Raw genomic sequence first — 13,873 nt, forward strand, 5'->3', positions numbered from 1 at the left:
ACGACCCCCGCGCATCAGTAGGCCCCTTGCCCGTACAGCACCGCGCGCAGCGTCTTCCACAAGATCACTGTGTCCAGGGCGAGCGACCAGTCCTCCACGTACCGCAGGTCGAGGCGGACCGCCTCCTCCCACGGCAGATCGCTGCGTCCGCTGATCTGCCACAGGCCGGTGAGTCCGGGCTTGACGAGGAGCCGTCGCCGGATGTCCGGGCCGTACGCGGCGGACTCCTCCGGCAGCGGAGGCCGCGGCCCGACGAGCGACATCGATCCGGTGAGTACGTTGAAAAGCTGCGGGAGTTCGTCGAGCGAGTACCGGCGCAGGACCGCCCCCACCCGGGTCACCCGCGGATCACGGCGGAGCTTGAACAACAGCCCCGCGCCTTCGTTGAGATCGGCCAGCTCGGCACGTGCCCCGTCCGCCCCGGTGACCATGGTGCGGAACTTGAAAATGGTGAACTCGCGGCCGTCCTTGCCGACTCTGCGCTGGCGGTACAACGCCCCACCCCGGCTGTCCGCGAGGACGAGCAGCCCGACGAGCACCATCAGCGGCGCGAACACCATCAGCAGGATCGCCGCGCCCATCCGGTCGACGACCCCTTTGATCGCCCGGCGGCCCCCGGTGAAGGTCGGCATGCTGACCCGAAGGAGCGGGATCCCGAGCACCGCGTCGACGTGCAGCCGCGGTCCCGCGACCTCCATCAGGACGGGGGCCACGATCATGTCGGCCTCGCTGCCCTCGAGGTTCCAGGCGAGGCGCTGCAAACTCTCAGGTGACCAGTGCGGGTCCGGCAACACCGCGACGACGCGGTAGCCGTCGCGGCGGACGTGGTTGGCCACGTCCTCCAGGCGGCCGACGACCGGCACTCCGTCCACGTGGTCACTGTCGAGCCCGAGACCGTCCGTCGTGCACACCGCTTCCACCCGCCAGCCGAGGTGCGGCAACTTGCGGGCCCGTGTGATCAGGTCGAGCACGGTGGCCAGGCTCCCGGCGGCGAGCACCGGTCGCAGGCACCGTCCTTCCTTACGCTGCTTGTGCAGCCACAGGCGCAGCAGATAGCGCGCGGTCATGGTGACGAGCGCGATGGCGGGGATCGCGACGAAGATCCATAGCTTGATGTTGCGCGAGGTGAGTGCGATCCCGCCGAGCGCCAGTACGACGGCCGCCGTGAACAGCGAGCGTCCGAGCCTGCGGAACTCCTCGGCGCCCTGGCCGAGCACGGCCGGCGCCCACGCCCGGCTCATCGCAAGCGCTCCCAGCACCAGGAGCTCGGTGCCGAAGGCGAGAATGACCCACTTCTCGTGCCAGTTGGCCGCGTCCCGGGCCCCGAAGAAGTTGCCGATGGCCGCCACCACGAAGGCGGTGGTCAGAGTATCGCTGGTGATCACGGTACGGCGGTACCGCTGCTCCCAGTCGATCGCGGGCCTGTTGATTGCCCCGTTCGCCAGACGCCCGCGCGCCGACGGAAACGGGCTGACTAATCCCCCCTGCCGCACAGAACCCCCCACAGGTCACCAGCGGTTCGACGTGTTCGCCCAACACACTGTTCCTCCCCCCGGGAGGCCCCCGCCCCCCGCGCCGCACTGTTCCTCACCGCAGGAGACCCCCGCCTCCCACGCATGACGTGCCTGCTATTTCAGCGTCAGTCGAACAACCCACCCGAACCCGTCGAAACCCCGGATGCTCCCCGCACCCAAGGCCCCCACTCGGCGGGCTCCAAGAATTGATCATCCCCGCGTGCAGTGCTGCCGGGGACGTGACTGTTGGCTTTCCGTAGCACCGGATCTGTAGATCATTTATTGGTCGCCTCGTGACGAACAGCCGAAGCACGGTCAATCTAGACCATCGGGACCGGGTTGGAGAGGGGGATGTGTGCAATTTGTGCTCAAGCTTTGAAAGTGGCTCCATCTATCGGTCACGACCTATGGGTGCGGTAGCGAAGAGGGTGCGCCTTGACCTGTGACAACGGGGTCCCTGCACTGCTCGCGCCCGCAGGCCCCGCGCTGCTCCAGCCGCTCGCACGGCCCGGAAACGGGCTCCGTGCGGAGCGATCCGTGCGGAGCGACGGACCCTCCGGCGGGTTCGGCATTGGCGGGATACGGACCCTCTGGCGGGTTTGGCATTGGCGGGATTTCGACTGTGTGTTGTAGCGGGATACCCGGTCACGTTCTCCGCGCTTGTGGAACACCATCCGGAATTCCGGCGAATTTGCTGCGAACCCGGTAAAGGCCGGGAGAATTCGGGCCCGGGGGATCCCGCGCGTCGCGATGAGTCCCGCGGTGTCCGGCGGTCGTACTGTCGAAACCCGTCACCGAGGAGGACTTGTGATGCGCAGCGTGACCTATTCGATGAACGTCTCGCTCGACGGCTACATCGTCGGACCGGACGGCGGCTTCGACTGGTCGGGGCCCGACCCGGAGGTCTTTCGCTTCTGGATCGACGACATCCGAGAGATCGGCGTCCACCTGCTCGGACGACGGCTGTACGAGACGATGCTGTACTGGGAGACCGCCGACCAGGATCCCTCGCTCGACGCGGCGACGCTCGAGTGGATCGCGCTCTGGAACCCGCTCCCGAAGGTGGTGTTCTCCACGACGCTGTCGGAGGTGCAGGGCAATGCCCGTCTGGTCTCCGGCGGCCTGGCGGAGGAGATCGAGCGGTTGCGGGCCGAGCCGGGGGAGGGTGACATCGCGATCGGCGGCGCGACTCTCGCCGCCGAGGCGTCCGCGGCGGGGCTGATCGACGAGTACCGGACGATGGTCTACCCGGTGCTGGTCGGCGGTGGCATTCCGTTCTTTCCCCGGCACGAGCGCCGGGTGGATCTCGAACTCGTCGAGACCCGCACCTTCAGCTCGAAAGTCGTCTACCTCCGTCATCGCGTGGTGCGTTAACCGGCGCGCCCGCCGATCCCTGAAGGACGGCGGGCTCATCTCGGCAGGGCGGCGGGCTCACCCTCGGCAGGGCGGCGGGCTCACCACAGCACGTGGAGCCGCTCCGGCACCCGCTTGATGTTTCCCGTCCGCCACACCAACTGGTCCACGGGCAGCGCCAACCGCAGCTCCGGCAGACGCTCAAGGAGCGCGCCGAGCGCCGCTGCCGCGTGCACCCGGGAGATCGCCGATGCCGGGCAGAAGTGACGGCCCGCCCCGAAGGCCAGGTGAGGGTTGGACGCACGGTCGATGTCGAACCGCTCGGGGTCGTCGAAGTGCTCCGGGTCGAAGTTGGCGCCCTCGACACAGACAAGGACCAGCTCCCCGGAACGGACCGTCACGTCCCCGACCCGTACGTCGTCGAGGGCGATCCGAGGCAGCCCGTCCCCGATCGACAGGGTGCAGCGCATCAGCTCCTCCACCGCGCCCGGCATGAGCTCCGGCCGCTCCCGCAGCCGCCCCATCGCCTCCGGGTGCCGTACGAGCGTCAGCACGGCGTGCAGCAGGAACACATACGTGCTCATGACGCCTGCCCCGAACAGGGAGGTCACCACGGCCGCCAGCATCTCGTCGGTCAGGGCCCCGCCGTCGCGTGCCGGATCGTCCCGCAGCTCGCACAGTCTGCGGATCAGCCCCGACTGGGCATCCCGGTCGGCCCGCACCTGCGCGAGCACGTAGGCGAAGTCCTTGTCCCAGTTGGCGGTGCATCCGTCGAACACGGCGGGGCTGGTGACGAAGCCGAGGTCCAGGCCCGATGTGAGCCGTCGCCAGTCCTTCCCCGGCAGGCCGAGCACCTCACAGACCATCGCGGCGGAGTACGGCTCCGCGAACCGCCCGCGCAGATCGACCGGTGGCCCTTCCTCGACCATGGCGTCGATCAGTTCGTGCGCTCGCTCGCGCAGCCAATCAGCCGACGCGGGGCCGGACTTGGGCCCGAAGGCGCGCAGTACCTCCTGGTGGAGGCCGGCGCTGTTGATGTTCCCCATCGTGTTGACGACCTCGGGCGGGATCGTCAGCGCGTACTGGCGAGGCACTCCGGGAGCGGCTGTCTCGCGCAGGCTGAAGCGTTCGTCCTCCAGGACCTGCCGGGCGAGGGCGTAGTTGGTGATCAGCCAGGCGTCGTCGCCCGTGAGCGTGCGCACCCGGGCGATCGGGCTTTCCGTACGCAGCCGTGCGCACTCGGCGGGCACGACATCCCCTCGCCGGGACAGCGGCCACTCCACAGACGCGTAGTCGGTGGCGTTCGTGGCGGATCCGGTGGCATGTGTCGACATGAGAGCTGCTTTCTTCTCGAAGTGGTCGCGAGGCTCGGCGATGCCGCGTGTGATCAGTCCCGGCAGGCGACGACGACGGCGTAGCCCTGGTTGTCGCTCGGTCTCAGCCCCGCCTCACGGCCGCCGAACAGCAGGCGCCCCAGGGCCAGGACGGAGTGATAGCAGTGGACGGAGGAGTCGACGCCGAGGATGCTCGGGCTGTCCACGAAGAAGGGCAGTTCGGCGTTGACGTAGTCCAGCGCGGTCTGCATCTGTGCGGCGGTAGGGGAGGCTCCGGGGTCCAGCCGTTTGGAGAGGAACTGGTAGGCCATCCCGTCACGGGCCGCGCGTAATTCCATGTCGACGCGGAGCGCGTCCCGTGTCCGCATGCGGACCGCCTGGTACGCGGGCTCCTCCACGAACGCGGACAGGGGCCTGGAACGCACCCGCTCCGCCGCGCGCCCGACGTCTTCCAGCGCACCCTGAATCCGCCGCCGGACGCCGCGGAGCTGCTTGGCCGCGCTCCTTCGCGCATCGGCGTGCTCGTATCCGAGGGCTTCGTACATCCCTTCCACGTGCAGATCGGCGTGGATGACGTCGACCTCGGCAAAGCACTCCACCGCCCACGAGATCGCGTGGGCCAGGCGCCGACGGCTGAAGTAGCTGTTGCCCGTGCTGATTCCGAAGAGGGCGTGGTCCCCCTGACTCAGGATCGCCGCGCTGCGTGATCCGAACGGTACGGCTTCCACGGCGACCGCCGCTGCACTCATGCGATGTCTTTCTGTCGGTCCTTCGACTACCGGGACCGTGTCCACGCGGAGCGCCAGAAATGTGGCCCTGACCTCGGGAAACAGGGCGCGTAGGAATCAGTTCGGCGTGTGCGGGGGCGCAGTTCGATCTTAGGGACGAGCAGGAACGATGCCTCATCACAGCCGTCGAACAACGCTTCGGCGCGAGGCGGTCACGACGGCAGCACGACGGAAGTACGACGGAAGCACGACGGAAGCACGACGGAAGGGAGCCTCTTAGGAATCTCTTAAAAGCCCCTCGGATACTCGCGATCATGGAACAGGCCAAGAACGCCCCGCAGGGGGAGAGCCACGGATCCCCGGACCGCGTACGCCACCGGGACGCCGCGGGAGTCGCGCGCAAGCGGCGCAATCGCGGTCTGGGGATCGCCGTCGCGCTCGTCGTCACCGGGACCACCGCTACGGCGGGATACGCCGTCGTCGTGGACGCCGATGCCAAGTCCTCGCAGTCCGCGCCGCCCAAGGTGCACGGTCATTTCGTCGACTTCGCGGTGGCAGGCGGCAGCACCACGGTCGACACCTCCACGCTGCGGATCACGGGACGCGCGGGACGTACGGGACGCACGGGAGGCGGGGGAGCCGTACCCGTATCCGCTGCCGCGGCCGACGACTTGGGCAAGCCGAGCCGGGTCGAGGTGGACGGTTCCCGTGCCCGGTGGTCGTATCCCGCCAAGGGCCTGCGGGTCACCGCCGCCGGCGAGGCGGGGCGGCTGCGGATGACGGTCCGAGCCGAGAAGGACGGCACCCTCGCATGGCCCGTCACCGGCAAGGGGCAGGGCACCGGCGCCGCGGACGCCTCGCTGCAGGTGCCGCGGGGCGAGGGTCTTTCCGTGCCGGCCGCGGACCGGTTCTGGAACTCGAAGGCGGCGGGTCTGGCCGGCACCGAGGCGGAACTGGCCACCGGCTCCCTGACCCTGCCGCTGTGGGGATACAGCTCGGGCGGACGGGGCGTCAGCTACCTCGTGCCGGAGAGCATCGGCACCTCCCTGGCCTTCGCCTCGACGGGCGGGCGGCTGAACGCGACGGCGAAGCATGAGTTCTCCCGGCGGGAGAAGACCCTCGGCTACACCGTCACCTTCGCTCTCACCTCTGGTTCCCCGGTCGCACCGGGCGGCGACTACCACCGATGGCTGCGTCAGCACGGCGAACTGCGCACCCTCAAGCAGAAGATCGCGGAGAACCCCGAGATCAAGAAGCTGCTCGGGGCCGAGCACGCGTATCTGTGGGGCGGCGCCCGCGAAGCGAAGGCCGTCGAGAAGCTGCGCGAGCAGGGCAACACCAGGCTGTGGCTCGGCTATGACGCCGACGGCAGTCCCATGAGCGAGGAAGCGGTGGCGGCCGCCGAGAAGCAGGGCTATCTCGTCGGCCCGTACGACACCTACGCCAACGGCCAGGACCCGCGATCCGCCGACACTCCCGTGGCGAAATGGCCGGACAAGGTCTACCCCGACTTCTGCGTGCGCGACTGGAAGGGTGAGATCAAGACGGGATTCGGCGACCGCGGCTGCTATCTCAGCTCGGAGGCGTTCGCCGAGGCCGAGCCCGCCGAGCGCTATCTTGCCCGGCACGTGAGGGAGATGACCAAGAACGGTGTCAACAGCGTCTTTCTCGACGTCGACGCGGCGGGCGAGCTCTTCGCGGACTTCTCCGGGAGCCACCCGATGACCAAGAAACAGGACCGGGCCAACCGCATGGAACGCATGCGCACCCTCGCGGACAAGGACGGCTTCGTCCTGGGATCGGAGTCCGCCGTCTCCTGGTCGGCACCGGCGCTCGCGTTCAACCACGGGTCCCAGACACCGGTGAACGACGGCCTGTGGCCGTTTCAGAAGGACAAGAAATGGGGCGCCTACTACCCGGACGACGCTCCCGGTTTCTTCTTCAAGCCCACCACACTTCCCCACGCGCTGGCGAAGTCGATGTACGACCCCGCCTACCGCGTGCCCCTGTACCAGACCGCGCTGCACGACTCCCTCATCAGCACGGAGCGCTGGGAACTGCCCTACGACAAGTTCCCCGCGCAGAAGCGGGACCGCGCACTGACGTCCGTGCTCTACAACACCCCGCTCAACTTCGTTCTCGGCGAGGAGAATCTGGAGACCACGGGCAGGGAGATGGCCCGACTGCAGCGGTACTTCGCCCCGCTGCACCAGGCGGCGGGCACGGAACGGATGACCGACTTCCGCCGCCTGACCAAGGACCGCACGGTCCAGCGCTCGGTCTTCGGCGACGGCACCCTGACCGTGACGGCCAACTTCGGCACGAAGGCGTACGACGGCCTGCCGGCCGGCTGCGTGGACGCCTCGCTGAAGACGGACCCCCGGCCGCGCCGCCTCTGCCCGGCCGACGGCTGACGGCCGGGCAGAGGCGTCCGCGCAGCGGAACTGTCCCGTGAGCGTCTCGTGGAATGGGGAAGTTCCCGTCACACTCGGAAGATGCAGGGGGACGGGCTGGACGACGGCCGGTACGAGCTGAGGACGCGGCTCGGCGGCGGTGGCATGGGGGATGTCTGGCAGGCGATGGACTGGCGTATGCGGCGGCCTGTCGCGATCAAGGTGCTGCGGCCGGACCTGGAAACGGATCCGGCCGCGAAGCGGCGCTTCGTGCGTGAGTGGACGATCACCGGTGAGATCGCCCACGAGAACGTGGTGCGTGCCTATGACTGCGGCTGGGGTGTGCTCGGCGGCCGCGATGTCATGTATCTCGTCATGGAGTTGCTCGACGGGAAGACGCTCAACAGGCGGGCGGCCGAGGAGGCGCCTGGTGGCGTACCGCTGAGAGAGATCGTCTCCTGGTGCGGGGACATTTGCCGGGCGCTGGAGGCAGCCCATGAAGTGAACCTGGTGCACCGGGACATCAAGCCCACCAATGTGCAGATCACCGCCAGTCAGCGAGTGAAGCTGCTGGACTTCGGAATTGCCTGCTTCCAGGAGGACGCCGAGGGGAATACGCGGATCACTGAGGACGGCCGCGTCGTCGGGACCTGCCCGTACATGTCGCCGGAGCAGATCAGGGCCGACCGAGTCGACGGCCGGTCGGATCTCTATTCCCTCGGTTGTCTGCTCTACGAGTTACTCGCGGGTCGCACACCCTTTGTGGGGCTCGATGTCATGCGACAGCATGTGCAGGACATCCCGCGCGAACCGGGAACTCTCAGGCCCGGGATTCCACCGGATCTGAACGAACTCGTGATGGACCTGCTCGAAAAGCGCCCGGGCAACCGCCCCGCCACGGCCCAAGAGGTGAGGCGGCGACTGGACGCCATATCCACGGCGCCTCCCTCCCCGCCTCCCCCTCCGCCCCCTCCTCCACCTCCTCCGCCCCGTCCGTCCCCTTCGCCCCCGCCCCCTGCTCCGGATCCTCGCCGGGATCGCCGGGAACTGCGCGAGATGCTGGGCGCTGGTCTGATCGCTGGGCTCGGCACCTTCGGACTCTTGCTTGGAGCCGGCGGATCAGGCGTCGTGGCAGCTGTGATCTGGGGCGCTGTTCTCGCTGCCGCTGTGGCCTTCACCGGTTTCGCGTCGAACTGGGGCCACCGAAGGGGCGGGCCTTCGGAGGTGCTCTCCTGCTTGGGTCTGGTCGCAGTGATGGCTGGCCTCGTCGGCCTCGTATGGCTGATGGCGGCGAGAAGTGAATTCCCTTGGTACTACGACTTCTTGATCGGACTCGGAGAGACGGTCGGTGTACTCGTCCTCGGCGCGATTGCCTACTTTGCCGGGGAGGAATCCGGCGAGAGCGACAGCGCCGGCCTGCTCGCGCTGCTCAATATGGTGCTGCTCGGTGGCCTCGCTTGCGTGCTCTTTGCCGTGAGTCTGGACTTCACTTGGTGGACGACGGCGCTGGCCGCTCTCGGCACGGGTGCTGGAGCGTTGTTCCTGACGGCCGTGGTCTTCGAAACCGCGTAGGAACGTCAGGCGAGTGAGTCCAGCGCGCGCCTGGCTGCGAGCAGGTGAGGATGGCCGGGTTCAAGATGAGAGTGCATGTCAACGAGCAGCACGCGCAGTTGTTCTCGGGCGCGCCCACGGTTACCGCTGCACGCGGTGGCCACGGCGAGTTGATGGCGGGTTGCCAAGGTGTGTGGATGAGCAGGGCCGAGTATGGACCGCCGGTCGTCCAGAACCCCGGCGAGTGCCTGGGCGGCCTGGTCCCATGCCCCCGACGGCCCGAGGAACCAGGCGTGTGCCGCGCGGACAGCCAGGACGTGCGGGTCTCGGCGGCCCAGGGTGAGCTGGGCCTCGGCCAGGAGTACGTCCAACTCTCGTTTCGCGTGGTTCAGTTGGCCTGACTGGCCTTGGAACCAGGCCAGACTGCGGCGCGTCGCGAAAGTCTGTGGATGTTCGGCGCCGAGCACGCGTTGACGATGAGACACCAGTGAGGTGAGTTCGCTGATGGCGGCCGAGGTGTTCCCTGCCTCGCCCGTGTAGTACGCCGCTTCGTGGCGTGCGGCGAGGGTGTCCGGGTGGTCCGTGCCGAGCGAGCGCCCCATCTCGTCGGCGAGGCCGCGAAATGACAGGGCGGCAGCGTCGTATTCACCCGCCACACCCAGGAAGTGGGAGAGCTGGAGGTCGGTCGTCGGCGAACCGTGCTCGTCATGGCCGGGGAGTGCTCGGAGCAATGCCATGGCCTGTCGGGGGTGTCCCGCGTCCCCGATGACCAGCGCGCGTGCGAACTCGGCCCCGGGCACGTGATTCTGGCACGCCTTGCGCAACGCCGACCGGGCATGTTCGAGGCGGAGTTCACTGTGGGCGATGAGCCCGAGTTCGTATGCTTCCTGCGGATCGAGCCGCGGGAGCAATGCCTCCCAGAGGTGGTCCGGCACAGGTTCCAGATCCTCGCATCCCAGCAGGTAGTCGAAGCAGCTCAAGCCCTCGGTGCGGTCGTCCTGCGCGAGCAGGCTGCTGGTGGCGCTCAGCGGCCGGCACGCCCAGGCCAGTGCTTCGGGGAACGGCTCCGGGCGCAGCAGATGGCCACCGCGAGCCGCCAGATACGGCTCATGATCCAGCGACGTCCAGCCAAGAGGTACGGGGCGGTGCAGGCCGGCGCGGCGGCAGTCGAGGACAGCCGTCACGAGCGCTGCACCGCGGGGGTGCGCGCCGCATGTCCACGCGTTCCGCCACTCGTGCACCAGGTCCGGTCCGCAGGCGAGGGACTCGGAGATCCCGAATCGGTCGGCTGCCTGCAGGGCGAGACGCAGTCGCCGACTCGGCGGGAGCTCGCGGGCGCGGCCGATCTCCGTCGGTGACCAGAGCCGATCCAACCGGATCACGGTCGCCAGGGCCACGACGGCGCACTCCTCCCGCCAGAAGTCGCGCTCGGCACCGGTGAGTCTGCTCCCCTCCCGTGCGCTGTAACGGCGATGTTCCTCGCTGCGGAGGGTGGCGACCACCACCACTTCCCCGCGGGAGTGCTCCAGCAGGCGCCGTACCTGCGACTCGGTGAGGCCCCCGCTTCCGAGATACTTCTCCAGGTCGTCCAGCCAGAGGACGCAGCGGGAGCAGGTGCCGACAGCGGCCAGGGCCACCGGCACCGAGTCCCGGCTGACAGGCTTCACCCATGCGTGGTCCGGCAGCAGTCGTTGCACGGCTTCACAAGCGGCGCGTGTCTTGCCCGCTGTCGACTCGCCAAGCACCAGGACGAATCCGCTTCCGTCCAGGGCGGCACGCCATTGGTAGTCCATGTCGCGCTCGACGTAAGGGACCGCATGGCGGTCGCGGTCACGGGGATGCTTCACTCCCCATGCTCCGAAGTCGATGACCTCCCGTACGCGCGGCACCCGACCGCGCCGTACCTGGGCCAGGTGGTCGGACCACTTCCGCCTCGGCACGCGGGCCTGGTGGAGCGAGCGCAGATGCTCCGTCAGCAGCCCGACTCCGGCCGTCAGAGCCGCTGCGAGGCCGACTGCCACAGCCCCGGTCGTCCAGACCTGGGACAAGCCCACGGCAACGCCGCCGACCACCACGGCAGCTGCGTACAACAACCGGCCCCCGGGGCGCAGCAGCCTCCGCGGTCCCGCGGACCGAGCGTCCGAGCCGCGGGTGAGGAGCCACCTCCTGCTGCGCCCGCCTGCCATGGTGACCTCCCGGTGATACCCGTCAAGTGCACATGAATCGACGGCGAATCACCAGAGAACTTCGCGGCGTGATGCGGCGGCGGGATGCGGCGTTCCCCGGCGCTCAGGCAGGCGCAGCCGCCCGAGCGGCATAGGCGCGTACGTCCGCGTCCGGGTCCAGGACCGCCGTGGCGAGCGCCGTGCGGGCGGTCTCGTGCGACGCGTGTCGGAGGAGGGCGAGGACCGTGGCCTTGCGGACGTCGGCGTTGGGGTCGCCCAGTGCCGTGGACAGGGCGGGTACGGCGCTGCGGGCGTCCGCCGCGCCCAGCGCCGCCGCCGCGCCCGTGCGCACCTGCCAGGACGGGGCGGCCAGTGCCTCCATGGCCCTGACGTCGTACGGAGTGGGACAGCCCACGGACGCCAGGGCGGTGAAGGCTGCCGCGCGGACCAGGATGTCCGCGTCGTCGAGCAGGGGGGCCAGTGCCTCCGGGGCGTCGAGGCCGCGTGCCACCGTGACGCGCACCTCGCGGGCCGGGTCGACGGCGGCGCGGGCGACCGTGTCGAGGGCGCCGACCGAGACCAGGGCGCGTACCGACGCGATGCGGACCTCGATGTCCGGGTCGGCGAGCGCACGGGCGTACGCGGTGGCCTCACCGAGGCGCAGGGCGCGCAGGACGTCCAGTGCGGTCGCCCGGACCACGGCGTCCCCATGACCGAGGGCGTCGAGCAAGGCGCGGGACAAGTCCGGCTCCGGGGGCAGGACTTCGACCAGTTCGCGCAGGGACGCGGCAGCGGCGCCACGCACCCCCGGGTCCGGGTCCGCGAGTGTCCCGGCGAGCGCCGGGCCCGTCCCCGTGGGGACGGTCTCGGTGAGCGCGGCCACGGCCGCTCGGCGCACGGCGGGGTCCGGGTCGGTCAAGAAGGGGCGAATGACCGGGAGTTCGGGCTCGGTCTCGCTGAGCGCCAGCAGTTCCAGGATGCGTGGGGAGTGAGAGGCGGGTGTCACCCGTGACGGTGTGCTGCCGGTGCGGGTACCCGATCCGACCGGGGCGAGGTCACGCTGCCCCGCGGTGGCCACCTGCTCCGGGTGCACCTCGCCCAGATGGCGTGACGCCCCGCCGCCCGGCGTGAACTCGGCGACCGGGACCAGGTAGGGCTCCACCGGCCGCGCCGTGAACTCCATGGCCCCGGAAGGGGACTTGTACAGGTCCAGATGGTGCAGCCAGCCGTCGTCGTCGCGCTTCGGATGATCCGTGCGTTCGTGGTAGAGCCCCCAGCGTGACTCCGTGCGGGCCAGCGACGACCGCGCCGCCATCTCGGCGCAGTCGCGGATGAAGTGCACCTCGGCGCAGCGCATCAGCTCGTGCGGGGTCTGCGCGCCCATCTCGTCGATCTCGCCGCGCATCCGCTCGAAGTGGTCCACGGCCAGGGAGAGCCGGGCGCCCGACTTGGGCGGGGCGACGTAGTCGTTCACGAAGCGGCGCAGTTTGTACTCGACCTGTGGCTGCGGCGGCCCGTCCGGGGTGCGCAGCGGACGGTAGATCAGTTCGTGCGCGTCCCGCACCTGGTGCTGCGGCAACTCGCCCTCGTACGAGGTGAATCGAGAGGCGTCCGCGCCCGCGAGGTCGCCGAAGACGAACGCGCCGATCATGTAGTTGTGCGGTACGCAGGCCAGGTCCCCTGCGGCGTACAGACCGGGCACGGTCGTGCGGGCGTGGTCGTCCACGCGGACGCCCGATGCCGAGTGGCCGCCGCACAGGCCGATCTCGGAGATGTGCATCTCGATGTCGTGGGTGCGGTAGTCGTGGCCGCGGTTCGCGTGGAAGGTGCCCCGGGTCGGGCGCTCGGTGGAGTGCAGGATGTTCTCGAGCGAGCTGATGGACTCTTCCGGGAGATGGCTGAGCTTGAGATACACCGGCCCCCGGTCGGAGGCGAGTTCGGCCGCGAACTCCGCCATCATCTGCCCCGACCAGTAGTCGGAGTCGACGAAGCGCTCGCCGTGCCGGTTGACCTGGTAGCCGCCGAAGGGGTTGGCGACGTAGGCGCAGGCCGGGCCGTTGTAGTCCTTCATCAGCGGGTTGATCTGGAAGCACTCGATGCCGGTGAGCTCGGCGCCGGCGTGGTAGGCCATGGCATAGCCGTCGCCCGCGTTGGTGGGGTTCTCGTAGGTGCCGTAGAGGTAACCGCTCGCCGGGAGGCCGAGGCGGCCGCACGCGCCCGTCGCGAGGATCACGGCTCCGGCGCGCACGGTCACGAACTCGCCCGTACGCGTGTTGAATCCGACGGCGCCGACGGCCCTGCCGTCCGCCGTGAGCACCCGGACGGGCATCACGCGGTTCTCGATGCGGATGCGCTCGCGCATCTCGCGGCGGCGCAGCTGCCGGTAGAGGACCTTCTTCACGTCCTTGCCCTCGGGCATGGGAAGGACGTACGAACCGGAGCGGTGCACCTGGCGCACCGCGTACTCACCGTGCTCGTCCTTCTCGAACTTCACGCCGTACGACTCCAGGCGCCGCACCATCGAGAAGCCGCGGGTCGCCGTCTGGCGGACGGTGGACTGGTCGACGATGCCGTCGTTGGCGCGGGTGATCTCGGCGACGTAGTCGTCGGGTTCGGCGCGGCCGGGGATCACGGCGTTGTTGACGCCGTCCATGCCCATGGCGAGGGCGCCGGAGTGGCGGACGTGCGCCTTCTCCAGAAGGAGGACGTCCCGGCCCTGCTCGGCCGCGGTGAGCGCCGCCATGGTGCCCGCCGTTCCGCCGCCGATGACGAGGACGTCGCAGGAGAGCTCCTGGGCGTCGGTGACTGCGGGGATCTGCATGGAAGGGCCTCTCA

General features: G+C 69.3%; 8 protein-coding genes. 3 read left to right on the top strand and 5 right to left on the bottom strand.

Annotated elements, in window-relative coordinates:
* Positions 1 to 14: 14 nt before the first annotated feature.
* Positions 15 to 1,493, bottom strand: coding sequence for a sugar transferase (locus tag AC07AG_RS10600; protein WP_478753812.1), 1,479 nt, complete (start codon positions 1,491 to 1,493; stop codon positions 15 to 17).
* 831 nt (positions 1,494 to 2,324) lie between these two features.
* Here AC07AG_RS10600 and AC07AG_RS10605 point away from each other — a divergent pair.
* Positions 2,325 to 2,888, top strand: a complete 564-nt coding sequence (locus tag AC07AG_RS10605) for a dihydrofolate reductase family protein (protein WP_478753814.1) — start codon at positions 2,325 to 2,327, stop codon at positions 2,886 to 2,888.
* Between the two features lie 80 nt (positions 2,889 to 2,968).
* Here the strand turns inward: AC07AG_RS10605 and AC07AG_RS10610 are convergent, their stop codons facing one another.
* Complete coding sequence (locus AC07AG_RS10610; protein ID WP_478753816.1) at positions 2,969 to 4,201, bottom strand: cytochrome P450; 1,233 nt, start codon at positions 4,199 to 4,201, stop codon at positions 2,969 to 2,971.
* Positions 4,202 to 4,254: 53 nt separating this feature from the next.
* Positions 4,255 to 4,950, bottom strand: coding sequence for a tRNA-dependent cyclodipeptide synthase (locus AC07AG_RS10615; RefSeq protein ID WP_478753818.1), 696 nt, complete (start codon positions 4,948 to 4,950; stop codon positions 4,255 to 4,257).
* Between the two features lie 293 nt (positions 4,951 to 5,243).
* Here AC07AG_RS10615 and AC07AG_RS10620 point away from each other — a divergent pair, with 293 nt between their 5' ends.
* Together AC07AG_RS10620 and AC07AG_RS10625 are read left to right on the top strand one after the other, a co-directional pair.
* Entirely contained in the window at positions 5,244 to 7,343 is a 2,100-nt protein-coding gene (locus AC07AG_RS10620) for a glycoside hydrolase (protein ID WP_478753820.1), read from the top strand.
* A gap of 81 nt (positions 7,344 to 7,424) precedes the next feature.
* A complete protein-coding gene (locus AC07AG_RS10625) occupies positions 7,425 to 8,894 on the top strand; it encodes a serine/threonine-protein kinase (RefSeq protein WP_478753822.1) in 1,470 nt (489 codons plus the stop codon).
* A gap of 5 nt (positions 8,895 to 8,899) precedes the next feature.
* Here the strand turns inward: AC07AG_RS10625 and AC07AG_RS10630 are convergent, their stop codons facing one another.
* Both AC07AG_RS10630 and AC07AG_RS10635 read right to left on the bottom strand, forming a co-directional pair.
* A complete protein-coding gene (locus tag AC07AG_RS10630) occupies positions 8,900 to 11,059 on the bottom strand; it encodes a hypothetical protein (protein WP_478753823.1) in 2,160 nt (719 codons plus the stop codon).
* Between the two features lie 103 nt (positions 11,060 to 11,162).
* Positions 11,163 to 13,859: a fumarate reductase/succinate dehydrogenase flavoprotein subunit gene (locus AC07AG_RS10635; protein ID WP_478753825.1), complete on the bottom strand. Its 2,697-nt coding sequence runs from the start codon at positions 13,857 to 13,859 to the stop codon at positions 11,163 to 11,165.
* Between the last annotated feature and the right edge of the window lie 14 nt (positions 13,860 to 13,873).

Source organism: Streptomyces sp. NPDC044044 (assembly GCF_056434405.1).